The 25,616-nt window shown below is 65.7% G+C and carries 25 protein-coding genes and 1 other RNA gene; 11 read left to right on the top strand and 15 right to left on the bottom strand.

The features are described from left to right. The first annotated feature begins 8 nt into the window (after nucleotides 1-8). The 3 genes from CZ674_RS05175 to CZ674_RS05165 all read left to right on the top strand — a co-directional run bounded on the left by CZ674_RS05175 (nucleotide 9) and on the right by CZ674_RS05165 (nucleotide 2,256). On the top strand, nucleotides 9-1,394 hold the full coding sequence (locus CZ674_RS05175) for an aldehyde dehydrogenase family protein (protein ID WP_086991468.1): 1,386 nt from the start codon (nucleotides 9-11) through the stop codon (nucleotides 1,392-1,394). Between the two features lie 65 nt (nucleotides 1,395-1,459). Next, nucleotides 1,460-1,684 carry a hypothetical protein gene (locus tag CZ674_RS05170; protein WP_143244652.1) on the top strand — a complete coding sequence of 75 codons (225 nt, stop codon included), beginning with the start codon at nucleotides 1,460-1,462 and terminating at the stop codon, nucleotides 1,682-1,684. 128 nt (nucleotides 1,685-1,812) lie between these two features. Beyond that, nucleotides 1,813-2,256, top strand: a complete 444-nt coding sequence (locus CZ674_RS05165; RefSeq protein ID WP_086991466.1) for a hypothetical protein — start codon at nucleotides 1,813-1,815, stop codon at nucleotides 2,254-2,256. A gap of 41 nt (nucleotides 2,257-2,297) precedes the next feature. Here CZ674_RS05165 and mutM read toward each other — a convergent pair whose 3' ends face one another. From mutM to CZ674_RS05140, 5 genes are read right to left on the bottom strand one after another with little or no spacing between them, the layout of a single operon-like run. Beyond that, nucleotides 2,298-3,164 (bottom strand): bifunctional DNA-formamidopyrimidine glycosylase/DNA-(apurinic or apyrimidinic site) lyase, encoded by an 867-nt coding sequence (gene mutM, locus CZ674_RS05160; protein WP_086991465.1) that lies wholly within the window; start codon nucleotides 3,162-3,164, stop codon nucleotides 2,298-2,300. Continuing rightward, a complete protein-coding gene (gene rnc, locus CZ674_RS05155) occupies nucleotides 3,165-3,854 on the bottom strand; it encodes a ribonuclease III (protein ID WP_086991464.1) in 690 nt (229 codons plus the stop codon). It abuts the gene before it with no gap. Continuing rightward, nucleotides 3,854-4,057 carry a 50S ribosomal protein L32 gene (gene rpmF / locus CZ674_RS05150; protein WP_086991463.1) on the bottom strand — a complete coding sequence of 68 codons (204 nt, stop codon included), beginning with the start codon at nucleotides 4,055-4,057 and terminating at the stop codon, nucleotides 3,854-3,856. The genes rnc and rpmF overlap by 1 nt, the downstream gene beginning before the upstream one ends. Before the next feature lie 9 nt (nucleotides 4,058-4,066). Further along, nucleotides 4,067-4,615 carry a YceD family protein gene (locus CZ674_RS05145; RefSeq protein WP_086991462.1) on the bottom strand — a complete coding sequence of 183 codons (549 nt, stop codon included), beginning with the start codon at nucleotides 4,613-4,615 and terminating at the stop codon, nucleotides 4,067-4,069. 34 nt (nucleotides 4,616-4,649) lie between these two features. Then, nucleotides 4,650-5,417, bottom strand: a complete 768-nt coding sequence (locus CZ674_RS05140) for an SDR family oxidoreductase (protein ID WP_200810044.1) — start codon at nucleotides 5,415-5,417, stop codon at nucleotides 4,650-4,652. A 154-nt stretch (nucleotides 5,418-5,571) separates the two neighbouring features. Between CZ674_RS05140 and CZ674_RS05135 the strand changes: the two genes are divergently transcribed. Together CZ674_RS05135 and metX are read left to right on the top strand one after the other, a co-directional pair. Beyond that, nucleotides 5,572-6,855 (top strand): bifunctional o-acetylhomoserine/o-acetylserine sulfhydrylase, encoded by a 1,284-nt coding sequence (locus tag CZ674_RS05135; protein WP_086991461.1) that lies wholly within the window; start codon nucleotides 5,572-5,574, stop codon nucleotides 6,853-6,855. 2 nt (nucleotides 6,856-6,857) lie between these two features. Continuing rightward, nucleotides 6,858-8,069, top strand: coding sequence for a homoserine O-acetyltransferase MetX (gene metX / locus CZ674_RS05130; RefSeq protein WP_407640213.1), 1,212 nt, complete (start codon nucleotides 6,858-6,860; stop codon nucleotides 8,067-8,069). On the opposite strand, the gene CZ674_RS05125 is transcribed toward metX, so the two are convergent. The 4 genes from CZ674_RS05125 to guaB1 form a co-directional block, all read right to left on the bottom strand. Next, nucleotides 8,005-9,303 carry a glycosyltransferase 87 family protein gene (locus CZ674_RS05125; protein WP_086991459.1) on the bottom strand — a complete coding sequence of 433 codons (1,299 nt, stop codon included), beginning with the start codon at nucleotides 9,301-9,303 and terminating at the stop codon, nucleotides 8,005-8,007. The two genes, metX and CZ674_RS05125, sit on opposite strands and share 65 nt — an antisense overlap. Further along, the gene (locus CZ674_RS05120; RefSeq protein WP_086991458.1) at nucleotides 9,300-10,340 is read right to left on the bottom strand and encodes a hemolysin family protein; all 1,041 of its coding nucleotides are present in this window, start codon (nucleotides 10,338-10,340) and stop codon (nucleotides 9,300-9,302) included. The genes CZ674_RS05125 and CZ674_RS05120 overlap by 4 nt, the downstream gene beginning before the upstream one ends. Continuing rightward, complete coding sequence (locus CZ674_RS05115) at nucleotides 10,337-11,647, bottom strand: hemolysin family protein (protein ID WP_086991457.1); 1,311 nt, start codon at nucleotides 11,645-11,647, stop codon at nucleotides 10,337-10,339. The genes CZ674_RS05120 and CZ674_RS05115 overlap by 4 nt, the downstream gene beginning before the upstream one ends. 79 nt (nucleotides 11,648-11,726) lie before the next feature. Then, nucleotides 11,727-13,172 carry a GMP reductase gene (gene guaB1 / locus CZ674_RS05110; RefSeq protein WP_086991456.1) on the bottom strand — a complete coding sequence of 482 codons (1,446 nt, stop codon included), beginning with the start codon at nucleotides 13,170-13,172 and terminating at the stop codon, nucleotides 11,727-11,729. A gap of 115 nt (nucleotides 13,173-13,287) precedes the next feature. Between guaB1 and CZ674_RS05105 the strand changes: the two genes are divergently transcribed. Further along, nucleotides 13,288-13,809: an HNH endonuclease gene (locus CZ674_RS05105; RefSeq protein WP_086991455.1), complete on the top strand. Its 522-nt coding sequence runs from the start codon at nucleotides 13,288-13,290 to the stop codon at nucleotides 13,807-13,809. A 72-nt stretch (nucleotides 13,810-13,881) separates the two neighbouring features. Further along, the gene (locus CZ674_RS05100; RefSeq protein ID WP_086991454.1) at nucleotides 13,882-17,583 is read left to right on the top strand and encodes a multifunctional oxoglutarate decarboxylase/oxoglutarate dehydrogenase thiamine pyrophosphate-binding subunit/dihydrolipoyllysine-residue succinyltransferase subunit; all 3,702 of its coding nucleotides are present in this window, start codon (nucleotides 13,882-13,884) and stop codon (nucleotides 17,581-17,583) included. 75 nt (nucleotides 17,584-17,658) lie between these two features. On the opposite strand, the gene CZ674_RS05095 is transcribed toward CZ674_RS05100, so the two are convergent. Beyond that, the gene (locus CZ674_RS05095) at nucleotides 17,659-17,934 is read right to left on the bottom strand and encodes a zf-HC2 domain-containing protein (RefSeq protein ID WP_086991453.1); all 276 of its coding nucleotides are present in this window, start codon (nucleotides 17,932-17,934) and stop codon (nucleotides 17,659-17,661) included. After that, nucleotides 17,931-18,551 (bottom strand): sigma-70 family RNA polymerase sigma factor, encoded by a 621-nt coding sequence (locus tag CZ674_RS05090; RefSeq protein WP_086991452.1) that lies wholly within the window; start codon nucleotides 18,549-18,551, stop codon nucleotides 17,931-17,933. The genes CZ674_RS05095 and CZ674_RS05090 overlap by 4 nt, the downstream gene beginning before the upstream one ends. An 82-nt stretch (nucleotides 18,552-18,633) precedes the next feature. On the opposite strand from CZ674_RS05090, the gene aroA reads away from it, so the two are divergent. Both aroA and rsgA read left to right on the top strand, forming a co-directional pair. Next, on the top strand, nucleotides 18,634-19,977 hold the full coding sequence (gene aroA / locus CZ674_RS05085; RefSeq protein ID WP_086991451.1) for a 3-phosphoshikimate 1-carboxyvinyltransferase: 1,344 nt from the start codon (nucleotides 18,634-18,636) through the stop codon (nucleotides 19,975-19,977). Further along, the gene (gene rsgA / locus CZ674_RS05080; RefSeq protein ID WP_086991450.1) at nucleotides 19,974-21,014 is read left to right on the top strand and encodes a ribosome small subunit-dependent GTPase A; all 1,041 of its coding nucleotides are present in this window, start codon (nucleotides 19,974-19,976) and stop codon (nucleotides 21,012-21,014) included. Before aroA ends, rsgA begins: the two co-directional genes overlap by 4 nt. Here rsgA and CZ674_RS05075 read toward each other — a convergent pair. Beyond that, a complete protein-coding gene (locus CZ674_RS05075) occupies nucleotides 21,011-21,493 on the bottom strand; it encodes a hypothetical protein (protein WP_086991449.1) in 483 nt (160 codons plus the stop codon). The two genes, rsgA and CZ674_RS05075, sit on opposite strands and share 4 nt — an antisense overlap. 100 nt (nucleotides 21,494-21,593) lie before the next feature. Here CZ674_RS05075 and hisN point away from each other — a divergent pair, with 100 nt between their 5' ends. Further along, nucleotides 21,594-22,376, top strand: a complete 783-nt coding sequence (hisN, locus tag CZ674_RS05070) for a histidinol-phosphatase (protein WP_086991448.1) — start codon at nucleotides 21,594-21,596, stop codon at nucleotides 22,374-22,376. Continuing rightward, nucleotides 22,369-22,677: a rhodanese-like domain-containing protein gene (locus tag CZ674_RS05065; protein WP_086991447.1), complete on the top strand. Its 309-nt coding sequence runs from the start codon at nucleotides 22,369-22,371 to the stop codon at nucleotides 22,675-22,677. The genes hisN and CZ674_RS05065 overlap by 8 nt, the downstream gene beginning before the upstream one ends. Here the strand turns inward: CZ674_RS05065 and CZ674_RS05060 are convergent. The 3 genes from CZ674_RS05060 to ssrA form a co-directional block, all read right to left on the bottom strand. Next, nucleotides 22,674-24,044, bottom strand: a complete 1,371-nt coding sequence (locus CZ674_RS05060; RefSeq protein ID WP_086991446.1) for an aldehyde dehydrogenase family protein — start codon at nucleotides 24,042-24,044, stop codon at nucleotides 22,674-22,676. The two genes, CZ674_RS05065 and CZ674_RS05060, sit on opposite strands and share 4 nt — an antisense overlap. Nucleotides 24,045-24,096: 52 nt before the next feature. After that, the gene (locus tag CZ674_RS05055) at nucleotides 24,097-25,113 is read right to left on the bottom strand and encodes a nitronate monooxygenase (protein WP_086991445.1); all 1,017 of its coding nucleotides are present in this window, start codon (nucleotides 25,111-25,113) and stop codon (nucleotides 24,097-24,099) included. 74 nt (nucleotides 25,114-25,187) lie between these two features. After that, nucleotides 25,188-25,559, bottom strand: a transfer-messenger RNA (tmRNA) gene (gene ssrA / locus CZ674_RS05050). Nucleotides 25,560-25,616: the final 57 nt, after the last annotated feature.

Raw genomic sequence — 25,616 nt, 5'->3', positions numbered from 1 at the left:
ATGGCTGTATGACTGCAGACCTTCGGATAGACCAGCTCGCAGACAACCTGCGCTCACAGCGTTCAACGCGCTTCTGGGCATCGCGCAACTGGCGCCTCGACCAGCTCGACGGCGTCGCCAGCATGCTCACACAGAACATCTCGCTCTGGGAGCACGCGCTCGCGGCCGACCTCGGCAAGAGCGACATCGAAGCGCACATGACCGAGATCTCGCTCGTGCTGGGCGAGATCCGCAAGACCAAGCGCAGCCTGTGGCGGTGGATGCTTCCGTCGCCGCGGCCCGTGCCGGTCACGCTGCAGCCCGCATACGGTCAGACGGTGCGCGAGCCATACGGCGCAGCGCTCGTGATCGGCCCCTGGAACTATCCAGTGCAGCTCACGATTCTGCCGATGGTGGGTGCCCTGGCCGGCGGCAACTCGGTCGTGATCAAGCCGAGCGAGCACGCCCCGGCAACCAGCGCGCTGCTGGCGTCGCTTGCACCCATCTACCTCGACCACCGCGCAGTGCAGGTCGTCGAAGGCGCTGTCGACGAAACGACCGAGCTGCTCGAGCAGCGCTGGGACTTGATCTTCTACACGGGCAATTCAGGCGTTGCCCGCATCGTTGCGGCCGCCGCGGCGAAGCATCTCACGCCGACTGTTCTCGAGCTGGGCGGCAAGAGCCCCGTCTACGTCGACTCGAGCGCCGACCTGCTGGTCACTGCGCGCCGGCTCGTGTGGGCCAAGACGATGAACGCCGGCCAGACCTGCATCGCGCCCGACTACGTGCTCGTGCACAAAGCCGTGCGAGGCGACTTCGAAGACGCCCTCCGCGTGGCTCTCGCAGAGCAGCTGGGGTCCGCTGGCGCAGTCAACCCCGACTACGCGCACATCGTCAATGAGCGTCACTTCGATCGCCTGCGCGGCCTGCTCACGCAGGGCCGCATTCTGATCGGAGGCGGCATCAATCACGACGACCACAAGATCGAGCCGACCGTCATGACCGACGTCGACGCCGACTCAGAGCTCATGCGCGACGAGATCTTCGGCCCCATCCTGCCGCTGCTCGACGTCGAAGACGCAAGCGAGGCCATCCGGTTCATCAACGACCGCGACAAGCCCCTGGCGCTGTACGTCTACGCCGAGGACTACGCCGTCGCACACCGCTTTCAGCAGGAGACCTCGTCAGGCGGCCTCGGCATCAACGTCTCGCTGGCGCACGTTGCCGCGCCGTCGCTGCCCTTCGGCGGAGTCGGAGAGAGCGGGATGGGCGCCTACCACGGGCGACGCTCGTTCGAGACGTTCACGCACGAGAAGTCGGTGCTCGTGAAGCCCACGCAGCTCGACACGCTGCAGCTCGTCTACCCGCCGTACAGCGATGCGAAGCGGCGTCTGCTGCGGCTGGTCTTCCGCTAGAGGCACTCGCATAGGCTTCATCGCGTTTTTCTCACTTCCGTGTCTCTTGTACAAGTGTGGAGAACGTGACGAAGAAGCCCATGCTCACTCGCATCCTCGCGATTGCGCTGCCCATTGCCGCTGTGTTCATGTTCGGAATGGGCGCTGGCTCGTTGCTGGGTCCCGGCATCGTGCAGACGGTCGTTTCGATCCTCGCAGTCCCGCTCGTGGTGCTGCTGATCCTCAAGTTCACACTCGAGCACCGCTGGCATGCACGCGAATCAGAGCGTGAGCATCAGCCCAGCCAATGAGCTGCGCCTGAGCTTCCGCTGCGGAGCCTCGGGCCCGCGAGGCCTGCATGTCTGCCGCGCTCTCCTTCGCGAGCAGGTTCGCGGTACGCTTTGGGCTGCCACGGTCGGCGCCGAAAGAAAGCAGAACAGTGAACGATACCCAGACGACGCCTGCCTCGCCCGCACGCTGGAAGCGGCCCCTCTATCTCGTTCTCGCGGTTGCCGCAGTCGCGACAGTGCTGTTCACGTGGTTCCACACCCCTACGGTCGTAGTCGCCGCAGATGGCGCTGGCAATGAGAACATCACGCTGCGGTGCACCAATTCAGGCCCGTCCACGTGGGACCCGCCCACGGTGAACCGTGGCCAAGAGCTCTCCAACGACTTCGCCCCGCCCATGCAGACCCACAATCAGCAGATCCTGAAGAACGACATCGAGTCTCTCCGGGTGAGTCTCGCGTGCTCGCAGGCCCGCGACGCGCACACGAACACGCTGGTCGTGACGGTCTTTGCAGCGGGTGCTGTGCTCTTCTTCGGACACTCCGCGCTCTGGGTTCGCCGCGACCGACCGAGGACGTCGACTCCGATCGCGTAGTCGCAAGTCTCGGCGACGATCAGCCAGCATGCAGCTGGCGCCTATCGGGGCGGCCGCTGGCACCTCGGGCAGAAATGCGATGAGCGCCCGCCAAACGGCACACGACGAATATCCGTGCCGCACCGTGGGCACGGCTCGCCCCCGCGGCCGTACGCGTTCAGACTGTGAGCGAAGTACCCCGACTGCCCGTTCACATCGACGTACATCGCGTCAAACGACGTGCCGCCCTCGGCAAGCGCCTTCTCGAGCACGTCCTGCACGTGCCCCAGCAGCTCAAGCGCACGGGGCCGCCTGAGACGCTGGCCGGGGGTCAGATAGTGCAGACGGGCACGCCAGAGCGCCTCGTCCGCGTAGATGTTGCCGATGCCGCTCAGCAGCTGCTGGTCAAGCAGCGCTGCCTTCACACTCTGCCGCCGACGGCGCAGTCGACGCGCGACGTCCTCGGCGTCGAACCGTGCATCCAGCGGGTCAAGAGCGATGTGCTGCACCTGGTCAGGCAAACCGTCGTCATCGACAGGACGCACGGCCATGCCGCCGAAGATCCGCTGATCGGCGAATCGGATCTCGTACTCGTTCCCGTCAGCGGAGTGCACGACGAAGCGGATGCGCACATGGCGGTCAGGCGACGCGCCGACTTCGCGAATCAGCACCTGTCCGCTCATGCCGAGATGCACGACAAGGGCCTCGCCTGGCTGTGCGGGTGAGACAAGAGGCACCCAGAGGAACTTGCCGCGTCGACGCGGCGCCTGCATCACTCGGCCGACCAGGGCGGCCTCGAACATCGAGGAGTCACCGTCGTGCCTCGCGAGCGAACGGTCGTCGAAGACCTCGACGGATGCGATCACGGCGTCGGTGACCGCGGGCAGGAGGCCGAGCCTAACGACTTCAACCTCAGGCAGCTCGGGCACTCAGGCGTCGTTCCGCAGCTGCTTCCAGGCCTCGAGCGCAGCGGCCATCTCGGCCTGGCGCTTCGACGACCCGGTTCCCTCGCCGACGACCGCGTCATCGATGCTGACTTCAGCCACGAAGCTTCGTGCGTGGTCTGGACCTGAAGAGGCGACAGAGTATGCCGGCGCTCCCCTGCCCAGTGAGTCGGCGAGCTCCTGCAGCGAAGTCTTGGGGTCGAGGGCTGCTCCGAACCGGGCAGCGTCGTCGAGCAGCGGGCCGACCAGTCGCAGCACCAGCTGCGAAGCGGGCTCGTGACCGGCCGAGAGGTACGCAGCGCCGAAGACGGCCTCCATGGTGTTGGCGAGAATCGAGTCGCGACTCCGGCCGCCGGTCTTCTCTTCGCCTCGTCCGAGCCTGAGATAGTCACCGAGGCCGATCGAACGGGCCACTTCGGCAAGTGCGAGTCCTGACACGACGCCTGCACGACGTCGCGACAGCTCACCCTCGTCGACGTCGGGGTACCGGTGGTACAGCTCGATCGTGATCGCCTGTCCGAGGATGGTGTCGCCCAGAAACTCGAGGCGCTCGTTGTGCGGAACGCCCCCGTGCTCATAGGCCCATGACGGATGCGTCAATGCCAAAACGAGAAGCTCGGAGTCGATGTCGACTCCGAGCTTCTCGTTGAGGGAGCCGTAATCGGCTTCACTCACTATGCGTCGGCGACCTTGCGGCCCTTGTACTCGAAGAACAGCGGCGTGCCGACTGAGTCTTCAACGACCTTCGCGCGGTGGGGCAGGCTGTAGACCGTGCGGCCGTTTTCAACGGTCTTCACGAGTGCAGGCACCTGCGCCTTCCACTGCGAACGGCGTGCGCGCGTGTTTGCGCGCGACATCTTCCGCTTGGGAACTGGCATGTTTACTCCTTATTTAGAATCTCCCGCTGAATCAGCGGGCACGTCTTCACTGGTCTGGAACCCCTCGAGCGCGGCCCACCTGGGGTCGATCTCCTCTGGGGGATTCCACTCTGTGCCGGGCGTCAGCTTCTCTCCCGTTTCGGGATTGAGTCCTGCGCAATCCGGTCGACACACCGGCTGGAACGGCAGTGCTAGCACCGCCGCGTCCCTCACAATCTGCTCAAGGTCAATGGTCTCTTTGGCCACGAGCAGATCGGAATCCTCCGACCGATCATACGCGAAGAGCTCGGTAAAGTCGATTTCGACATCGAGTGTCACCGGATCAAGACACCGTGAGCAGTCCGCCTTGGCGGTGGTGTCGGCTTGTCCTGTCGCCAGGATTCCCTCGTGCACGCTCTCGAGAAGCCCGTGCACACGCACTTCTGCGTCTGCGGGAATGACCGCGAGGCCTTCGCCGACGGGTTCGCCGAAGCTTGCGTCGAACGACAGCTCGCGGGATTCACCAGGCTTGTGTGTGATGTCGCGTACATGCTGAACAAATGGTTTCGCTGTAGGCACGCATCCAGTGTACGGGCCTTTGGCCCTTCTGCCGTCAACGAGCGGTCAGTGTTCCCTTATTGACGATCCACGGGTGCGTCTGGGCCACCGGCTTGATCGTGACCTCGTCGACCGACACGTGCCCCGGCAGCGCCAGCATGTCAGTCATGACGCGTGCCACGTCGTCAGCCGTGAGCGGATCCTGCACGTCGTCGTACACCTTCGCGGCACGACTCTCGTCACCGCCGAACCTCACGAGCGAGAACTCCTCCGTGTGCACCATGCCGGGCCTGATCTCCATGACGCGAATGGGCTCGCCGGCAAGCTCGAGGCGCAGCACGTCGCTCAGGGCCTTCTCGGCCGCCTTCGCGGCGTTGTATCCCGATCCCCCGACATACGGCGTCGTCGCGGCCACGCTCGTGACCGTCATGACGGTCGCGTACGAGCCGTCATGCGTGGATGCGCGCAGCTGCGGCAGCGTCGCCGCGATGACGTTCTTCGTCGCCATCACGTTTGCCTCGAACATCCATCGCCAGTCGTCGTCGCTCGTCTCGCTGATCGACTCCTGGCCCTTCGCGCCGCCCGCGATGTTGACGAGCGTGTCTGCCCCGAAGTCGGCCGCGAGCCGGCCCAGCTCTGCAACGTCTGCCGCCCGCGTGAGGTCGAGCGCCGCATGCCGGCACCCGATCTCCTCCGCGAGCTTCCGCAGCCGGTCTTCACGGCGGGCGACTGCCAGCACCTCCCAGCCGCGCCCTGCGGCCTGTTCGGCCACCGCCCTGCCGATTCCGCTGGATGCACCTGTCACGATCAGTCGACTGCTCATGCCCTCATGCAACCACATCGGCGGCACCCGGGCATCCGCTCTCCATTCGAGCGCTCCGCCATTGTTACGCCGTATTGTGGCGCACATTGCTGGCAGCCGACGGACTTCCTAGGCTGACCAGTACGGACATCACCCGAAAGACGAAAGGCCTTCCATGAGCGAGCAGCGCTTCGAGACCCTCCAGGTGCATGCAGGGGCAGCATCTGACCCAGCAACCGGCGCGCGCGTCACGCCCGTCTACCGGACCACCGCGTACACGTTCAAGTCGACCGAGCACGCCGCCAACCTCTTCGGCCTGGCTGAGACCGGCAACATCTACTCGCGGCTGATGAACCCGACCAACGATGTCGTCGAGCAGCGCGTCGCCGCACTCGAAGGCGGAACCGCCGGCCTCCTCGTCGCAAGCGGCCAGGCAGCCGAGACCTACGCGGTGCTCAACCTCACGCGCTCGGGCGACCACATCGTCTCATCCGCATCGATCTACGGCGGCACCTACAACCTCTTCGCGCACACGCTGCGCAAGCTCGGCATCGAGGTCACGTTCATCGAAGACCAGGACAACCTCGACGAGTGGAAGGCCGCGATCAAGCCCAACACGAAGCTCTTCTTCGCAGAGTCGATCGGCAACCCCAAGACCAACTTCCTGAACATCCCCGAGGTCTCAGCAATCGCCCACGACGCGGGCGTGCCGCTGATCGTCGACAACACCATTGCGACGCCGTACCTGATCCGCCCCCTCGAGCACGGAGCAGACATCGTCGTGCACTCGGCGACGAAGTTCCTCGGCGGGCACGGTTCCGTGCTCGGCGGCGTCATCGTCGACGGCGGCAAGTTCGAATGGTCGAAGTCCGACAAGTTCCCCGACCTCAACGAGCCCGACCCGAGCTACCACGGAGTCGTCTACACCCAGGCTCTCGGCGACGCCATCGCCTACATCATGAAGATCCGCGTGCAGCTGCTCCGAGACACCGGCGCCGCGGCCTCGCCCGACAACGCCTGGCAGCTGCTGCAGGGCATCGAGACCCTGTCGCTGCGCATCGAGCGCCACGTCGAGAACGCACAGAAGGTCGCTGAGTGGCTCGAGGCACGCCCCGAGGTCTCCAGCGTCAGCTACGCAGGCCTGGCGTCGAGCCCCTGGCACGAGATCGGCAAGCAGCTCTCGCCCAAGGGAGCAGGAGCCGTGCTCTCGTTCGAGCTCGCGGGCGGTGAGGACGCCGGCAAGAAGTTCGTCGAAACCCTCGAGCTGTTCAGCCACGTCGCGAACATCGGAGACGTGCGCTCGCTCGTCATCCACCCCGCCTCGACGACGCACTCGCAGCTGAGCCCAGAAGAGAAGCTCGCCGCCGGCGTGACTCCCGGCCTCGTGCGCCTGTCTGTCGGCATCGAGCACGTCGACGACCTGATCGCAGACCTCGAGCGCGGTCTCGCCGCCAACTGATCGTGGACTGGCAGCGCAGCGAAGACACACAGCTCCTGCAGGCGATCGACTCCGCCTGGCAGGGCGACCGCGGACTGATTCCGGCAACCGGGGCGTGGCTCCCCGGCGACCCGGTCGGCGGGCGCGAGTTCGTGACACTCGACGGATTCACGACGGATGCGGGGGTCACCCTGGGCAGGGCGACCATCGCATACGAGAGCTGGGGCGAACTCGCACCCGACGGCTCGAATGCTGTGCTGATTCTGCATGCGCTGACTGGCGACTCGCATGTGCGGGGGGAAGCAGGCCCCGCACATGCGACTGCCGGCTGGTGGCCCGAGATCGTGGGCCCCGGCCTTGCCATCGACACCGATCGCTGGTTCGTCGTCGCACCGAATGTGCTCGGCGGCTGCCAGGGATCGACCGGGCCCGCATCCATCTCGCCCGACGGAACCGAATTCGGGTCTCGATTCCCGTATCTGAGCATCCGCGATCAGGCCCGCGCGCATCACCTGTTCGCCGACGAACTCGGCATCGATCGGTTCGCTGCCGTCATCGGCGGCTCGATGGGCGGCATGCACGCACTCGAGTTCGCGCTGCTGAACCCCGACCGGACGGGTGCGCTCGCTGCACTGGCCGCACCGGCGGCCACCGCTGCCGACCAGGTCGCGTACTGCGGGCTGCAGATCGAGTCGATCGAACGCGACGCCCACTGGCACGGAGGCGACTACTACGACGCCCCGAACGGCGGCGGACCCCACAGGGGCCTGGCTCTCGCACGCCGCATGGCGATGCTCAACTACCGCAGCGAAGCCGAGATCAACGAGCGCTTCGCCCGCAATCTGCAGTCGAGCATCGAACCGCAGCATGGCGGCCGCTTTCAGGTCGAGTCGTACCTCGACGTGCACGGCAACCGCTTCACACGCCGGTTCGATGCCGGCAGCTACCGCACGCTGTCGATCTCGATGGCCTCACACGACATCGGTCGCGATCGGGGCGGCATCGAGGCCGCAGCAGCGCAGCTGACCATGCCGACACTCGTGCTTGGCATCGACACCGACCGCACGTTCCCCCTCGGAGACCAGAGGCGTCTGGCTCAGGCGCTGCCGAACTCGGTCACGGGCGACGAGCCGCATGTGATGTCGTCTCCGTACGGACACGACGCGTTCCTCATCGAATCGGCTGCTGTGACGCAGGCGCTGCAGCTGCTTCCGCCTCTGCAGCCTCAGGGCTGACTGCAGACTCCGCCGCTGGCGTCTTGACGACGGATGCCCTGGCCAGCGAAATCACGGCGACGACCAGCAGGATCACCTCCAGGGCATTGCGCCCGCTGATCAGCAGGAGTCCGAAGCCGGATGCGTCGAGCACGGCCCCGTAGGCCCACGGATACACCAGCTGGGTGAAGAATGCCACGGCAGCGATCATCGCCAGCTCGAGGTAATGTCGCTGCCAGCTGACGGCCGCGAGAGCGATCGCAACGGGAATCAGCCACATCACGAACTGCGGCGAGCCCACCTTGTTGAAGACGATCAGCGCCATGACCAGCGCGAACAGCATTCGTGCGAGCACGGTGTGCGGCGCGACGCCGCGGCGATTCGCCAGCCAGCCGAACACCAGGATGACAGCGACGGCCACAGCCAGCAGCGGCGTGAGCAGCGCCGACACGATCTCGACTCCAGCGCCGTCGACCTGGTACGTCAGAATGTCCTGGTCGAAGTACACCTTCGCGTCGCCGCGCGCAGACATCCACAGGTACGGCGTCGCACCGACCGACTCGACCTGCAGGCCGCGACTCCCCTGCTGCGAGAAGAACGACAGCACGTTCGCCCCCGAGCCCATGAGCAGCGAGACCAGCACAACGGGCACCGAAACGGCAAGGCCCGCCCCCAGCAGCCGCTTCCACCACTGCTTGCCACGGATGGCCAAAAGCGCCAGGAAGATCACGCCCGGCCATACCTTGATCCAGGCCGCGACAGTCAGCAGCACGCCAGCCGTGCCGATCTCGCGATCTCGCACGGCGATCAGCGCCATGACCACCAGCGGCACGGTGATCGTGTCGAGACGACCCACCGCAATCGGACCGAGCAGCAGCTGCACGCCCAAGTACACACAGGCGAGCATGATGCCCTGGTGACGGCGCAGGAGCATCCAGATGGCAAGGCCGTCGAGCACGGTGATGAGCAGCAGCCACATCAGGCCGTAGAGGCTGAGGCCGCCGATTCCTGCCAGGGCGATCGGCAGCCACGCGAGCATCGGATACACCCAGGGCTCGTCGATGCCCATGACGTTGCCGCCGAGAGCCTGGGCGAACCAGAACCGGTAGACGCCGGTGACGTCAGCGAACGTGCCTGGTCTGATCGAAGTGTTGACTGCTGCGAGCCAGACGTGCGAGACAGAGAAGAGAACCCAGACGAGCGTGGCAGCCGATCGAGTCGGACCGCGCTTCGCAAGCGCGAGGGCCTGCGTCAACTCAGCCTCCGCGTCGCGTCGCGCACCTCGCCGACAAGCTCTTCGAGAATGTCTTCGAGAAAGAGGAGCCCGGTCGTCCGGCCGTCAGCGTCGAACGATTTCGCGATGTGCGCTCCGCTCGATCGCATCAGCTGCATGGCATCCTCGAGCTCGCTGCCGGAGTAGACCGAGATCAGCTGTCGCACGCGCTTCTGCTTGACCGGAAGCGCGCTCTGCTCGTCATCGGCGTCGATGACGTCCTTGAGGTGCAGGTAGCCCACCGGCTCGTCATCGCCGTCGACCACGACGTAGCGCGAGAAGCCGTGCTCTCGAACGGCAGCCTCGACATCGGCTGTCGTCGCCCCCTGCGGCAGCGTGACGATCTCGGCGGTCGGAATCGCGACTTCGCCGACGGTGCGGTTCGTGAACTCGAACGTCTTCGCAAGCGCGCCTGTTCGGTCGTACAGCAGCCCCTCGCGCTTCGAGGTCTCGACAATCGTCTCGACCTCGTCGAGCGTGAATGCGGTGTTCGCCTCGGCCTTGGGCTCGACGCGCATCAGCCTCAGCATCTGGTTGGTGATCGCATTGAGCAGCCAGATGATCGGCTTGAACACACGCGCGATCCACACCAGCGGCGGTGCCAGCAGCAGCACAGCACGGGTCGGCATCGAGAACGACGCGTTCTTCGGCATCATCTCGCCGAACACGACGTGCAGGTACGTCACCAGCAGCAGCGTGACCGCGTAGCCGACGACCGAGATGACCTGCGGGCTCCATCCCAGGGCGTGCATGGGCACCTCGAGGAGGTGGTGAATGCTCGGCTCAGAGACGTAGAGGATCAGCAGCGAGCAGACCGTGATGCCGAGCTGGCACATTGCGAGCATCAGCGACGCATTCTCCATGGCCTTCAGCGCGAGGCCCGCGGCCTTCGACCCGCGATCGGCTTTCGGCTCGATCTGCGAGCGACGCGCAGAGATCACGGCGAATTCGGCGCCGACGAAGAATGCGTTGATCAGCAGCAGGACGACGAGCCATACGATTCCCATCCAGTCGCTCATGACTCCCTCTCCAGCACCGGATGCGGAATGAACTTCACGCGATCGATTCGTCGGCCGTCAAGGCGCTCGACGATGAGCCTGCCCTGTGGGGTCGTGACTTCGTCGCCGACCGTCGGAACATCGCCGAGGGCATTCATGATGAATCCGCCCACCGTCTCGTACTCAGAGTCTTCTGGAATCTCGAGGCCGGCTCTCTCGCGGGCCTCGTCGGGACGCAGCAGACCCGGCAGCGTCAGCCAGCCGGGGCCGTGGACGACGTCGACGCGCATGCGGTCGTGCTCATCGCTCACTTCGCCGACGAGCTCTTCGATGCAGTCCTCGAGGGTCACGAGGCCGGCCGTGCCCCCGTACTCGTCGATGACGACTGCCAGCTGGTAGCCGCGCTCCTTCAGGTCGCCGAGCAGCACTTCGACCTCGAGCGACTCTGGCACTCGAGCGGGGTCTGTAGCGATGGCCTGCACCGGGACGCTGGCGCGCTTCTCGCGCGGAACGGCCACTGCGAGCTTGAGGTGTGCGATGCCCGTGACCTCGTCGAGGTCGCCGTCGACGATCGGGAATCGAGAGAAGCCGGATGTGCGGGCCAGGTCGACGAGATCGGCGACAGTCGACTCGCGGTCAATGGACTCGACCCGGGTGCGCGGCGTCATCACATCGCCTGCCGAGAGGGTGGTGATGTGGAGCGTGCGCGAGATCAGCGACGCCGCGTTCTCGTCGAGCGACCCCTCCATCGCCGAGCGTCGCACGAGCGACGCCAGCTCTTCGGGAGTGCGCGCGCCCGAGAGCTCTTCTTTGGGCTCGATGCCAATGCCGCGCAGCATCGCATTGGCAGAGCCGTTCAGCAGCAGCACCGCAGGCTTGAACATGAATGTGAAGGCACGCTGCAGCGGAGCGACCACCTTGGAGGTGGCCAGCGGCACGGCAAGTGCCAGGTTCTTCGGCAGCAGCTCACCGAACAGCATCGAGAAGAGCGTCGCGAGCAGCACGCCGAGAATGGCTGCGACGATCAGCGCTGTGCCGTCGGCCAGCCCCCACCCGCTCAGCAGCGGCCCGACCAGCGTCTCGATGGCCGGTGTGAATGTGGCTCCGGTCAGCAGTGTCGTCAGCGTGATGCCGAGCTGAGCGCTCGACAGGTGCGTTGACGTGTGCTTGAGCGCCGCGATCGTGTGGTTGAGGCCGCGTTCTCCGCGGTCACGGCGCGACTGCAGGTCACTGCGGTCGAGGTTGACTAGCGCGAATTCGCTCGCAACAAAGATTCCTGTGCCCAGAGAGAGCACCATGCCCAAGGCAAGTAAGACCCACTCGTTCATGCGGTCGAGGAAGAAGGACTATGGTCGTCGTCGTTCACAGGCTCATTCTACAGGTGATTCGGCACAGGGTCATTTCGCGCTACCAGGAGACCGGCAGCGCCTTGCCCTCTTCATAGCCGGCAGCCGACTGGATGCCGACGACGGCTCGCTCACGGAACTCGGGCACGGTGGCCGCACCCGCGTAGGTGAACGACGAGCGGACACCGGTCGTGATCATGTCGAGCAGGTCTTCGAGGCTCGGCCGCAGCGGGTCGAGCATGATCCGCGACGACGAGATGCCCTCTGCGAACATCGTCTTGCGAGCCAGGTCGAATGGGTCGAGGCCGCCGAATCGCTGTGTGACGGCCTTGGTCGAGGCCATCCCCCAGCTCTCCTTGAAGATGCGGCCCTCATCGTCATGCAACAGGGTTCCGGGCGCTTCGATCGTGCCGGCGAACCACGAGCCGATCATCACGCTCGATGCGCCGGCGGCAAGAGCGAGCGCCACATCGCGCGGGTATCGCACTCCTCCGTCTGCCCAGACTCGCGCGCCGACCTCGATCGCCGCCTCGCTCGTCTCGAGCACGGCCGAGAACTGCGGCCTGCCGACGGCCGTCATCATGCGAGTCGTGCACATGGCTCCGGGCCCGACGCCGACCTTGAGCACGCTCGCGCCCGCTGACGCGAGGTCTCGCACGCCCTGCTTGGTCACGACGTTGCCCGCAACGACTGCCACGTCGTCGCCGACCGCCGAGCGGACCGCCTCGACAGCAGAGAGCATGCCCTGCTGGTGCCCGTGGGCTGTGTCGACGACGATGACATCGGCGCCGGCCTCGACCAGTCGCGCGGCGCGCACTCCGGGGTCGCCGCTGGCGCCGACCGCAGCTGCGACGCGCAGACGGCCCTGGCTGTCGACGGCGGGCTTGTAGATCTCGTTGCGCAGGCTGCCGTGTCGGCTGACGACGCCGACGAGCACCCCGTTGCCGTCGACGACGGGCGCCGCTTCGACATCGAGCTCGGAGAGGCGGCTGAAGGCCTGTCGGGGTTCTGCCGCCTCGTCTTCGGTGATGTGCGGGATCTTGCCGTGCAGCAGGTCGCCGATCTGCGCATCCGCCAACGACTGCCCGAGCCGGGCGGCAGGGATCGCACCGATGAACTCGCCGGACTCGTCGACGGCGCACAGCACATGGCCCTCGACCGCGGGCAGCCTGCGCAGCACGTCAGAAACGGCCTCGTCGGGCGACGCAGTATAAGGAGACGAGAATCGAGTCGACTGGCGCTTGACCCAGTCGATCGAGGCGAAGGTGTCGTGCTCGTCGAAGTCCTGTGTGAGCACAGCGAGCCCGCCGCGACGCGCGAGGGTTGCGGCAAGGCGCGGGCCTGTCACCGAGTTCATGTTGGCGGCCACGATCGGCAGCGTCGCCCCAGTCGAGTCATCGGGTGCGAGATCGACCGCGAATCGCGACCCCACGTCGGACTTCGACGGAACGAGGAACACGTCGGAATACGTCAGGTCGTGCTCGGGACGATCTTCGAGAAAGCGCATGCTCCAACCGTATTGCACGCATACGACACGGCCACTCCCGCGTCATGCGCCGTTCACACAGAGCGTGTAATTTCGACAGAGGCAGACTGGTCAGCCAGACACAGGAGGCTTGCTGATGGCCAAAGTGGTGGTTCTGAACGCGACGCTCGAACCGATCGGGGTCGCCTCGCTGCAGCGCGCCGTCGCCTTCGTGCTCAAAGAGCGCGCGCAGATCGTCCTGGCCTCCGACGAGACGATCAGGTCGAACAGCCTCGAGATGCCTGTCCCCCGGGTCGTCGTGTTCAACGAGTACGTCGCCATCCCACACTCGCGCCTGTACGACCGGATGCCCTGGTCGCGTCGCGGGGTCCTCGATCGAGACCGGCGCACCTGCGCCTACTGCGGCGGCAAGGGCGACACCATCGACCACATCACCCCTGTGTCGCGCGGCGGCGAGTCGACCTGGCTGAACACCATCACCGCGTGCGTGAGGTGCAACGGCAAGAAGGGCGACCGGATGCCGCATGAGGCGAGCATGCCGCTCGAGTTCGAGCCGCGCGCCGTGTGGCGCCGCGAGGTCATGATGCTCGCGGTCGAGGCTGCGGGCGTCGACCTCGAAGAACTCGGGATTCGTGCCAGTGCTGGCGCAAAGACCTGACTATGATTGTGAGACGGAACTGCCGCGAGAGACGTGCGCAGTCAAATCCGACGCGAAAGAGGCGATCGATTCGTGGCTAACCCCACCGGGCCCAATGACCTTGGAGCGAACGCATGGCTCGTAGACGAGCAGTACGAACTCTTCAAGAACGACAGAAATCAGGTTGCCAAGTCATGGTGGCCGATCCTCGAGCGCTATGAGGCTCAGCTGAAGAACGAGCAGGCAAAGGGCGCTGTCGCCACGCCGCCCGCTCCTTCGCCCGCTGCCGGCGGTTCCAGCGAGCCGAAGCCTGAACAGCAGAAGTTGCAGGAGAAGGCCACGAGCGAGACGCCCAAGGCCGAGGTTCCCCTCGCAGCGAAGACGACGAAGACGCCGGCTCGCCCGACGCCCGTTCCTGCAGACGCACAGCCCAAGCCGAAGGCCGCTGAGACAGAAGAAGACTCGTCCGAGCCGATCCGCAAGCAGCTCAAGGGCATGCCGAAGTCGCTCGCCGCGAACATGGAGCAGTCGCTGAGCGTCCCGACCGCGACCAGCGTGCGCACCATTCCGGCCAAGCTGATGATCGACAACCGCATCGTCATCAACAACCACCTGAAGCGCACGCGTGGCGGCAAGATCTCGTTCACGCACCTCATCGGCTACGCGCTCATCAAGGCGCTCAAGCAGTTCCCGAGCCAGAACGTCTCGTACGAAGTCGTCGACGGCAAGCCGACGCTCGTGCAGCACAAGGACGTCAATCTCGGCATCGCGATCGACCTCCCGAAGCCCGACGGCAGCCGCGCCCTGCTCGTGCCGAGTATCAAGAAGACCCAGAACATGGACTTCCAGGAGTACCTGGCCGCATACGAAGACCTCATCAAGCGCACCCGCGGCAACAAGCTCGGCGCTGCAGACTTCGCAGGCACCACCGTCTCGCTGACCAACCCCGGCGGCATCGGCACGGTGCACTCCGTGCCGCGCCTCATGCAGGGCCAGGGCTGCATCATCGGTGCCGGCGCCCTCGACTACTCGGCTGAGTTCATGGGCTCGTCGCCCGAGCGCCTCGTCGAAGCCGGCATCGGCAAGACGATCACCCTCACCTCCACCTATGACCACCGCGTCATCCAAGGAGCCGGAAGCGGCGAGTTCCTCAAGATCGTGCACCAGCTGCTGATCGGCGAGCAGGACTTCTACCGCGAGATCTTCGCTGACCTCCGCATTCCGTACCAGCCGATCCTGTGGTCGACCGACGTCACGGTCAACTCGGCGACCGAGCTCTCGAAGCAGACCCGTGTCAGCCAGCTGATCAACGCCTACCGCACGAACGGCCACCTGATGGCCGACATCGACCCGCTCGAGTACGTGCAGCGTACGCACCCCGACCTCGAGATCGAGCATCACGGACTCAGCTTCTGGGATCTCGACCGCGAGTTCGTCGTCGGCGGCTTCGGCGGCAAGCGCCAGGCTCTGCTGCGCGACATCCTCGGCGTGCTGCGCGACACCTACTGCCGCACCATCGGCGTCGAGTACATGCACATCTCCGACCCCGCTCAGCGCGAGTGGCTGCAGTCGCACCTCGAGGTGCCGTACGTCAAGCCCACGCACGACGAGCAGATGCGCATCCTCGGCAAGCTCAACCAGGCCGAGGCCTTCGAGACCTTCCTGCAGACCAAGTACGTCGGGCAGAAGCGCTTCAGCCTCGAGGGCTCCGAGTCGATGATCGCCTTCCTCGACGCAGTCATCGCAGGTGCCGCCGAGCAGGAGCTCCACTCGGTCGCGATCGGCATGCCGCACCGCGGCCGCCTCAACGTGCTCTCGAACATCGCCGGCAAGACCTACGCACAGATCTTCCAGGAGTTCGAAGGCGCCGCATCCGTGAACGGCTCCGGTGACGTCAAGTACCACCTGGGCACGGAGGGCACCTTCAAGACTGCTCTCGGCGCCGAGATCTCCGTGTACCTCGCTGCCAACCCTTCACACCTCGAGGCCGTCAACGGCGTGCTCGAGGGCATGGTGCGCGCACGCCAGGACAGCATCGGCGACGGCCAGTTCTCCGTCCTGCCGATCCTCGTGCACGGTGACGCCGCTATGGCAGGCCAGGGCGTCGTCTTCGAGACCCTGCAGATGTCGCAGCTGCGCGCATACCGCACAGGCGGAACCGTGCACCTCGTGGTCAACAACCAGATCGGCTTCACCACGACGCCGCGCGACGGCCGCTCGTCGACCTACGCGACCGACATCGCCAAGGCGATCGATGCTCCGATCCTGCACGTGAACGGCGATGACCCCGAAGCGGTCGTGCGCGTCGCAGAGCTCGCGTTCGCATACCGCCAGGAGTTCAACCGCGACATCGTCATCGACCTGCTCTCGTACCGCCGACGCGGACACAACGAGGGCGACGACCCCACGATGACGCAGCCGCTCATGTACTCGCTGATCGAGAAGAAGCGCTCGGTTCGCACGCTCTACGCCGAGAACCTCGTCGGTCGCGGTGACCTCACTCGCGACGAGTACGAGACAGCGCAGGCTGACTTCCAGGACCGCCTCGAGCGCGCCTTCGTCGAGACGCACGAGGCCACCACCGGATCGATCCCGATCATCACGACGCACCCCGAGACACCGCTCACGGGCGCTCCCGAGTCGACCGGCATCTCCGAAGCCATGCTGCAGACCATCACGCAGGCACAGGGCAACGCTCCCGAAGGCTTCACGGTGCACCCGAAGGTGGCGCAGCTGCTCAAGAAGCGTGTCGCAATGGCCACGACCGGCAACATCGACTGGGCGTTCGGCGAGCTGCTCGCTCTCGGATCGATCCTGATCGAGGGCAAGCCGGTTCGCATGAGCGGACAGGACACCCGTCGCGGCACGTTCGTGCAGCGTCACGCGGTCATGCACGACCAGAACAACGGTCAGGAATGGGTGCCGCTCGCGAACCTCAGCGAAGACCAGGCGCGCATGTCGATCTACGACTCGTACCTGAGCGAGTACGCCGCACTCGGCTTCGAGTACGGCTACTCCGTCGAGAACCAGGATGCGCTGGTCCTGTGGGAGGCGCAGTTCGGCGACTTCGTCAACGGCGCACAGATCGTCATCGACGAGTTCCTGGCTGCCGCCGAGCAGAAGTGGGAACAGCGTTCGAGCCTCGTGCTGCTGCTCCCCCACGGCTACGAAGGAGCCGGTCCCGACCACTCCTCGGCTCGAATCGAGCGATTCCTGCAGCTTGCCGCCCAGCAGAACATGTCGATCGCGCGTCCGTCGACGCCCGCATCCCACTTCCACCTGCTGCGTCGTCAGGCCCAGTCCCACCAGCGCAAGCCGCTCATCGTCTTCACCCCGAAGTCGATGCTGCGCCTCCGCGACGCGGTGAGCCAGCCTGAAGAGTTCACGACCGGCAAGTTCGAGACGGTGCTGCACGACGCAACGCAGAACCCCGAGAAGACGCGACACGTCCTCCTCGCGAGCGGCAAGATCGTGCACGACATCCGCGGCGAACTCCGCAAGCGCGAAATCGAAGACATCGCTGTGCTGCGCGTCGAGCAGCTGTACCCCCTCGACGTCGAGCGCATCCGCGAGATCCTCGACGGCTACCCGAATGCCGATGTCGTGGCAGTGCAGGAAGAGCCGCTCAACCAGGGCTCGTGGCCGTTCATCCACTACACGCTCCCGAAGCACCTCGACGGTCGCGCTGTTCGCGGTGTCGGACGCCGACCCTCGGCAAGCCCCGCAACCGGTTCGCCGAAGCGCTCGGCTGCTGAGCTCGTGCAGATCCTCGACGAGGCACTCAAGCTCGACTGATCGCCTCGAACAACGAAGAAGGGGAGCCGCGTGCGCGGCTCCCCTTCTTCGTTGTTCTGCTCGTTCGGGGCTGTGTCAGCCCTGGTGCTCAGCCTGAGCCCGGCGAAGCGCGTTCATGATGCTGTCGCGCAGCTCTTCTGGTGCGGCTTCCTTGCACGCCCCCTTCAGAGCGTTCGTGAGTGTCACACCGACCGTGTGCTCAGCATTGCAGTCGTCACAAGTCTCGAGGTGACGACGGATGTCACCGGCATCGGCCGCGCACAGCTCTCCGTGGATGTACTCCTCGAGCTCTCGCTTGGCTCTCTGGCAGTCGGACGCCGGGGCAACCCCCTGAGTCTCTCCCGTTGTCATTGCTTCTCCTCTGTCTTCATGCCCTGTTGGGCGGCATAGCCTGCAAGCATCTCTCGAAGCTGCTTTCTTCCTCTGTGCAGTCGGCTCATGACCGTGCCGACGGGGGTCTCCATCATGTCGGCGGTCTCCTGGTACGAGAACCCTTCGACATCGACCAGGTAGACCACCATTCGCCGATCGACCGAGAGCTGCTGCAGCGAGTCCTTGACGATGCCGGAGGGCATGCGGTCGATGGCCTCGGCCTCAGCCGAGCGCGAATGCGTCGAGGTGATGGAGTCCGAGTCGCCGATCTGCCAGTCTTCAAGCTCTTCGAGCGGGTTCTGGAACGGCTGGCGCTTGGCCTTGCGGTACTGGTTGATGAAGGTGTTCGTCTGGATCCTGTAGAGCCAGGCCTTCAGATTGGTTCCCTGCGTGTACGAGTCGAAGGCCGCGTAGGCCTTCGCGAAGGTCTCCTGCACGAGATCAGAAGCATCGGCAGGATTGCGGGTCATGCGCATTGCCGCCGCGTACAGCTGATCGGTGTAGGGCAGCGCGTCGTTCACGAACCGCGTATGGGTGTCATTGCTCTTGCTCATCGCCTCTGAGTCTAGGCGTGTTGCAGTCGCGATGCCTGTCATGTGCTCCCCCTTCCCCGAGTGCAACGACCGCCGTGGCTGTCGCATTCCCCGCGGCCGCGCTTGCGAAGTAGAGTTGAGGGCAATGAACCCCTCGCCCTCGCCCCAGTCGCCCGACGCATGGAGCGCACCCCGCGCATCCGCCCCCCTGCACTCTGTGCTGCAGCTGCCAGGCTCGAAGTCGCTCACCAACCGAGAGCTCGTGCTGTCGGCGCTGGCGTCCGGCACCAGCACCCTCAGGCGACCGCTGCACTCGCGCGACAGCGTGCTCATGCTCGAGGGCCTCAAGGCGCTCGGCGCACGCGTCGAGGAGCAGGCCGGCGACGGCTCGTTCGGCCCTGACCTGATCGTGACACCAGGAACCGCGACCGGCGACGTGAGCATCGATGTCGGGCTCGCGGGCACCGCGATGAGGTTCCTGCCGTTCGTGGCCGCCCTCTCGAATGCCACGGCCCACTTCGACGGCGACCCGCACGCTCGCATGCGCCCCATGCAGGAGACGATCGACTCGCTGCGAGCCCTCGGCGCATCCGTCGACGACAATGGCTCCGGCACGCTGCCGTTCACGGTCCACGGCTCGGGAGCGATCGACGGCGGCGAGCTCACCATCGACGCGTCGCGATCGAGTCAGTTCGTCTCGGCGCTGCTTCTGGCTGCCCCGCGCTTCACCCACGGCCTCACGCTCGTGCACCGAGGCGACCGGCTGCCGTCGCTGCCGCACATCGAGATGACGCTCGCCACGCTGCGAGCCAGGGGCGTCAGCGCGACGTCGCTGAGCGAGTCTGTATGGCGCGTCGAGCCGGGCGAGATCGCAGGCGCATCCGTCGAGATCGAACCCGACCTCTCGAACGCCGCGCCGTTCCTCGCCGCTCCCCTCGTCGCCGGCGGCTCGGTCACGATCGACGGCTGGCCTGCCGAGACGACGCAGGTCGGCGCCCTGCTTCCTGAACTGCTCACCCGCCTCGGCGCAGATGCGCACGTCGCCGACGGACGCTGCACGGTCTCGGCAGACGCTGGCTTTCTGCAGGGTCACCGCTTCACCGGCGGCGCTCTCGACCTGTCGCACGCCGGCGAGCTCTCACCCACCTTCGCCGCCCTCGGCGCCGTCTGCGAGACGCCGCTGACCATCACCGGCATCGGCCACACTCGTGGCCACGAGACCGACCGTCTCGAAGCCATGCAGTCGAACCTGGCGCGGTTGGGCATCGAGTGCACGACGACGCACGAGACTGTCACCGTGCATCCGGCAGACGCGGCTTCGATCAGGCCCGCTGAATGGGAGGCCTACGCAGACCACCGCATTGCGACCTCCGGCGCAGTTCTGGGCCTCGCGTTCGAACTGGCAGTCGACGACATCGAGGCCACGTCGAAGACGATTCCCGAGTTCGCTGAGCTCTGGACTTCCATGGCAGGAACCGGCGTCGCATGAGCTGGCTGAGCGACTACGACGACCCGTACGAGCGGTATGACGAGTCGCTCATCCGCGAACGCCCCAATCCGAAGGCCAATCGGCCGCGCACCAAGCAGCGGCCCGAGCACGGCGATGCCCACGACGGATTCGTGACGAGCGTCGACCGAGGCAGGTACAGCGTCGTGATCGACGAGGGCGGAGCACAGGAGCGCTCCATCACGTGCACACGGGCTCGCGAGCTGCGCAAAGAGGCCATCGTCGCGGGCGATCGCGTCGACGTCGTCGGCGATGTCTCAGGAAATGAGGGCACCCTCGCGCGCATCGTGCGCATCCAGCCCCGAACGACGCTGCTTCGGCGCAGCGCAGACGACTCCGACGAGTTCGAGCGCGTCATCGTCGCGAATGCCGACACCATGCTCATGGTGACGGCAGCAGCTGATCCCGAGCCACGGCCGCGGCTGATTCACCGCTACCTCGTGGCCGCATACGACGCTGGCGTCACGCCGATCATGGTGGTCACGAAGACCGACCTCGCCGACCCCCAGCCGCTCCTGGCGCACTTCGAGGGCTTCGGCATCGAGACGTTCTTCTCGACTCCGGATGCGCCTCCCGTCGAGGCGCTCGGCAAGCGTCTCGAGGGCCGCATCTCGGTGGCTGTGGGTCACTCCGGGGTCGGCAAGTCGACACTCGTCAACGCGCTTGTTCCCGATGCGAAGCGAGCCACTGGCCATGTGAATGCAGTCACGGGCCGCGGACGCCACACCTCATCGTCGACCGCCAGCTATCGCATCGGCGGCGGCTGGATCATCGACACCCCAGGCGTGCGCTCGTTCGGGCTCGGCCATGTCGACACCGCCAGCATCATCGCGGCGTTTCCGGCGCTGGCAGAGGTGGCCGCGACATGCCCCCGCGGCTGCACGCACCTCGCTGACGCTCCAGACTGCGCGATGGCAGAGGCCGCCGAGGCCGGATCACTCGACTCGAGGCTGGTCTCGAGCATGCAGTCGATGCTCGAGACCCTGGTCACAGCCCGACAGGGCCGATTCGACTTCTAGAAGTACTCTTCTGTGACGGTGACGCTCAGGATGGGGTCGAGGTTCATCACCAGGACCCGGTATTCGCCGTTCGTCCACCAAGACAGGCTCTCGTCGTCGCCAGTATCGTAATCGGCAGTGAAGCCGGCCGCTTTGATCTCAGCCACGTACGCGTCGTACGCAGCCTGGTCGCCCTCGACCATGATGAGCGACGGGTCGTCGGACGGATACTCCTCGCCCTGAGGCTTCGGCACCTCGTCAGGCCATTCGCTGAGGCCGTAGCTCGAGTTCGGGTCATCAGACTCGTCGACGTCGGTGTCATCGGTCTCGCCAGTGTCGTCGGTCTCGTCAGTGTCATCGGGCGAAGGTGCCGGACCGACGTCAGTGATCACCGGCGGCTCAGGATCGTCCTGCCCGACGAGTCCGGGCACGAACACGCAGCCAGACAGTGACGCGGCCACCAGCGCGGCGAGTGCTGTGAGTGCTGCTGGACGACGCATGGGGTTCTCCGCTCGTTCTGAAGAACCCCAACCTTGAGGTTCGTTGCAATGATGCCACGATTGCACACCAACCTGCGAGCGAGGCGGGTAGCGTGGAGGCATGCACGACGACGACCTCGCGCTGGCTCTCGAGCTGGCTGACACTGCTGATTCGATCTCCATGCGGTACTTCCAGGAGCAGGACCTCCGGCATGAGAAGAAGCCAGACGGAACCTTCGTCACCGAGGGCGACCAGGAGGTCGAACGCGCCATCCGTGCGCTGATCTCACAGCGCCGACCGGATGACAGCATCCTCGGCGAGGAGTTCGGCACCGAGGGCGACTCTCGCAGACAGTGGATCATCGATCCGATCGACGGCACGGCGCACTTCATGCGCGGGGCTCCCGTGTGGGCGACGCTCATCGCCCTCGCAATCGACGGTCGACCCGTCGTGGGCGTGTGCTCCTCCCCTGCATTCGGCAAGCGCTGGTGGGCGGCCGAAGGCGGAGGAGCCTGGACCAACCCCGATTCTCCCGAGCGGCTCGAGGTCTCGCGCGTCGCGAGCCTTGAAGACTCGGCGATCTCATACAACTCGGTTCAGGGCTGGGATCTCGTCGGCAGACTCGACGCTCTGATCGACCTGCAGAGGCACGTGTGGCGCGCGCGCTCCTACGGCGACGCCTGGAGCTACATGCTGCTGGCCGAGGGCAGCGTCGACGCAGTCGCCGAATTCGACCTCAAGCCCTATGACATGGCGGCGCTCGTGCCTATCGTGACCGAAGCCGGCGGCACGTTCACCTCAGCCGAAGGCAGACCAGGCCCTTGGCACGGCAGTGCCGTGGCCACCAACTCGCTGCTGCACGACGAGCTGCTGCAGCGCATCCAAGGAGACAACCATGCGTGAAGTGACTGTGACCGACCTCGCGGCCGACACCGGAATGCCCGTCATCGACGTGCGCGAGCAGCACGAGTGGGACGAAGCCCATGTTCCGCACGCCGTGCACATCCCCATGGGCGAGATTCCCGAGCGCTACGCCGAGATCCCTGACGGCGCCGCGATCATCTGCGCCTCAGGCGGCCGCAGCGGCCGCGTCGTGCAGTATCTCGAACAGGCCCTCGGGATCGTCACGCACAACGTTTCCGGAGGAACGAAGGCGTGGATCGCCGAGGGCCTGTCTGTTGAGAAGGGTGCTGCAGAGGCTTAGGCCTCGACCACCAGCTTCTTGTTCATGAACTCCTCCATGCCGTGGGGGCCGAGCTCGCGGCCGAAGCCCGAGCGCTTGACGCCGCCGAAGGGCATGTCGTAGTCCTCAGCGCCTGCTCCGTTGATGCTGACCATGCCGACGTCGAGGCGGTCCGCGACGCTGCGAGCGAGCTCGAGGTCGTCTGCCCAGACACGGCTTCCGAGGCCGAACGGTGTGCCGTTGGCGATGCGCACTGCATCGTCGACGTCCTTGGCCCGGTACACGGTGCCGATCGGGCCGAACAGCTCCTGCGTGTAGGCGTCCATCGTCTCGGTGATGCCAGCCAGCAGCGCCGGAGCGACGCGGGCGTCACCCTCGGATGCGACCTCGCCGGCGATGACCTGAGCACCCTCGGCGATGGCGGCGCCTGCCTGCCTGCGAAGGCCGTCTGCCGCCTGCTGCGACGAGAGCGGACCGACGAGCTCGGCGTTGTCGCCCTCTTCGGCAATCGACATCGCTGAGATGGCTGCCGACACCTTCTCGACGAACTCGTCGTACTGCTCGTCGAGCACGATGTAGCGCTTCGAGGCATTGCACGCCTGGCCCGAGTTCTCCATCCGGCCTTCGATTGCGGCCTCGATGACGGGTGTGAGGTCAGAGACTCCGAGCACCATGAAGGGGTCGGATCCGCCGAGCTCGAGCACGACCTTCTTGAGGTTGCGGCCAGCGACCTCGGCCACTGCGGCGCCTGCGCGCTCCGAGCCCGTGAGCGAGATGCCGCGCACCTCGGGAGCGGGGATGATGATGTCTGCGATCTGCTCGTTGGTCGCGAAGATGTTCTCGTACACGCCTTCAGGAACACCGGCTTCTGCGAGGATCTCGGCGATCACCGTCGCCGACCAGGGGCACTGCGGCGCGTGCTTCAGCAGCACGGTGTTTCCGAGGATCAGGTTCGGCATCGCGAAGCGGGCGACCTGGTAGTACGGGAAGTTCCACGGCATGATGCCGAGTACGACGCCCTGGGCCGACTTGCGAACGCGAGCGTTGACGCCCGAGCGGTTCTTGAGCACCTCGTCAGCGAGGAACTCTTCGGCGTTGTCGGCGAAGTACTGCGTGATCTCGCCCGAGAACTCGGCTTCGAAGATGCCCTGGTCGAGGGGCTTGCCCATCTCGACTCGGATGATCTCGGCGAGCTCCTCCTTGCGATCGATGAAGATCTGACCTGCGCGGTGAAGGATCTCGGCTCGCTCTGAGAGCGGGCGCGCTGCCCACTCTGCGAAAGCGCCGTGCGCACGGTCGAGGCTTGCGTGAATCTCTTCGTTCGTTGCGGTCGGGTATTCCTTGACCGTCTCGCCCGTGTAGGGATTTACGACTTTGTAGTGGGTCATTTCGGCTCCTGCACCTGTTGTTCAAACGTCTGCCTGGACAGCTCAGATCAGCCTATCGCGCGACGCCGCGAAGGCCAGTCATGATCTCTGCTGCCGAGCCCTGACGAGCGCTCTTCCAGCCCTGTCCGGCCCAGAGATGGGCCCACTGCAGGTCGTGGGCCGCTGCAGCCGCCCCTCGAATGCCCTTCGTCAGGAAGTGCACCTCCGGGTACCCGGCCGGCGCATCCGTCTCTGCTCTCGCCCACTCGTTCTCAAGAGCACGCGCCCAGCGTCCGGTGAACGCGCGCGTCACGACGGTCGATGAGAAGTCGCTGCTTGTCAGCGCTGCACGATGCGCCTTGGATGTGCCGGCTTCGTCAGCAAGCAGGAAGGCCGTGCCGCACGAGACCGCGGATGCGCCTGCGTCCAGTGCGTCCTGCACGTCGGTAGCGGTCATGATGCCGCCAGCTGCCACGATGGGCACGCCGAGCGAGACGGTGTCGCGCAGCAGCTGGGCGAGAGACTCGTCGCCCGGCTTGGGATCGAGCCGATGCGAGCCTCTGTGCCCTCCGGCTGCCGACGCCTGGGCGATCAGCAGGTCGGGCGACAGCGCCATGGCGGCCGTGGCCTCCTCGGCCGAAGTCACCGTCAGCCCCACGAGCACGCCTGCCTGCTGGAGTCGCTCTGCTTCCGCCGCCGACGGCATGCCGAAGGTGAACGTCACCAGATCGGGTCGCTCGGCGACGAGCAGGTCGATCTTCGCGTCGAACTCGTCGTCATCGTGACGCGGAGCACCGAGCTCGACGCCCAGCCGATCGGCCACGGGCGCGAGTCTCTCGGCGTACCGATCGAGGGCGGCAGCATCGGGTGCGGCCTGCTGACGTGCGAACACGTTCACGCCGATCGGATGCGCGCCCAGCTCTCGCAGTTCGTCAATCTGCGCGCGCACCTCGTCGGCCGGCTTGTACCCGGCCGCCAGCAGCCCGAAGCCTCCTGACTCACAAGCGGCGGAGACCAGTGCGACCGTCGTCGTGCCGCCCGCCATCGGGGCGACCCAGACTCTTCGCTGCAATAGCTCGTGAATGCTCATGCCTCCAACGTACAAGGCGCCGAAGGATGTGCATGGAAGTGCACAGACTCTGCATCAACAGCGCGCGACGCCCAAAGTGGAGATGGGGGGAATCGAACCCCCGTCCATCGGCTCACAGTGAGGCTTCTCCGGGTGCAGTCTGTGGTTGTGCGTTCTGCTCGGCCCCGCCTTTTGTCACAGACATCTAAGACGACAGGCCCAGTCACAGTGCAAGTCCCGCACGGTCCTGTGACGCAGCCGTGCAGCAAGCTCTCAAAACGACGCCAGGGTTCTGGGCGAGAGCGACCCAGATCTGACGGACTTCAGGCTCGCTTAAGCAGCGAGGGCGAAGTCGGTGCGCTTTTCGTTGGCACCTATGGTTTTGCAGGGAGCGTTTTCGAGATAACCCTGCATCCTCGACCCGCTTCCCGTCACAGTTGAGAACAATGTCGAAACCGATCATCCCCGTGCGGAAGCGTCGCGCGCTGTTGACTTGTCAGATGTGCAACTGACCCTTTCGAGCC

The organism is Agrococcus casei LMG 22410 (genome assembly GCF_900163565.1).
Classification (GTDB): Bacteria; Actinomycetota; Actinomycetes; order Actinomycetales; family Microbacteriaceae; genus Agrococcus; species Agrococcus casei.
Note: the sequence above shows the minus strand (reverse complement) of the source record. Positions and strands in the feature narration are given on the sequence as shown.

Bases quoted from the DNA above. Each gene is read 5' to 3' on its own strand.
- aroA (WP_086991451.1), top strand. From the start codon at position 18,634: ATGAACCCCTCGCCCTCGCCCCAGTCGCCCGACGCATGGAGCGCACCC.
- hisN (WP_086991448.1), top strand. From the start codon at position 21,594: ATGCACGACGACGACCTCGCGCTGGCTCTCGAGCTGGCTGACACTGCT.
- CZ674_RS05090 (WP_086991452.1), bottom strand. From the start codon at position 18,551: ATGACAGGCATCGCGACTGCAACACGCCTAGACTCAGAGGCGATGAGC.
- CZ674_RS05060 (WP_086991446.1), bottom strand. From the start codon at position 24,044: ATGACCCACTACAAAGTCGTAAATCCCTACACGGGCGAGACGGTCAAG.
- CZ674_RS05095 (WP_086991453.1), bottom strand. From the start codon at position 17,934: ATGACAACGGGAGAGACTCAGGGGGTTGCCCCGGCGTCCGACTGCCAG.
- CZ674_RS05065 (WP_086991447.1), top strand. From the start codon at position 22,369: ATGCGTGAAGTGACTGTGACCGACCTCGCGGCCGACACCGGAATGCCC.
- rsgA (WP_086991450.1), top strand. From the start codon at position 19,974: ATGAGCTGGCTGAGCGACTACGACGACCCGTACGAGCGGTATGACGAG.
- CZ674_RS05135 (WP_086991461.1), top strand. From the start codon at position 5,572: ATGAGCGAGCAGCGCTTCGAGACCCTCCAGGTGCATGCAGGGGCAGCA.
- CZ674_RS05115 (WP_086991457.1), bottom strand. From the start codon at position 11,647: ATGAACGAGTGGGTCTTACTTGCCTTGGGCATGGTGCTCTCTCTGGGC.
- guaB1 (WP_086991456.1), bottom strand. From the start codon at position 13,172: ATGCGCTTTCTCGAAGATCGTCCCGAGCACGACCTGACGTATTCCGAC.
- CZ674_RS05075 (WP_086991449.1), bottom strand. From the start codon at position 21,493: ATGCGTCGTCCAGCAGCACTCACAGCACTCGCCGCGCTGGTGGCCGCG.
- CZ674_RS05105 (WP_086991455.1), top strand. From the start codon at position 13,288: ATGGCCAAAGTGGTGGTTCTGAACGCGACGCTCGAACCGATCGGGGTC.
- CZ674_RS05140 (WP_200810044.1), bottom strand. From the start codon at position 5,417: ATGAGCAGTCGACTGATCGTGACAGGTGCATCCAGCGGAATCGGCAGG.
- CZ674_RS05120 (WP_086991458.1), bottom strand. From the start codon at position 10,340: ATGAGCGACTGGATGGGAATCGTATGGCTCGTCGTCCTGCTGCTGATC.
- rpmF (WP_086991463.1), bottom strand. From the start codon at position 4,057: ATGCCAGTTCCCAAGCGGAAGATGTCGCGCGCAAACACGCGCGCACGC.
- CZ674_RS05055 (WP_086991445.1), bottom strand. From the start codon at position 25,113: ATGAGCATTCACGAGCTATTGCAGCGAAGAGTCTGGGTCGCCCCGATG.
- CZ674_RS05175 (WP_086991468.1), top strand. From the start codon at position 9: ATGACTGCAGACCTTCGGATAGACCAGCTCGCAGACAACCTGCGCTCA.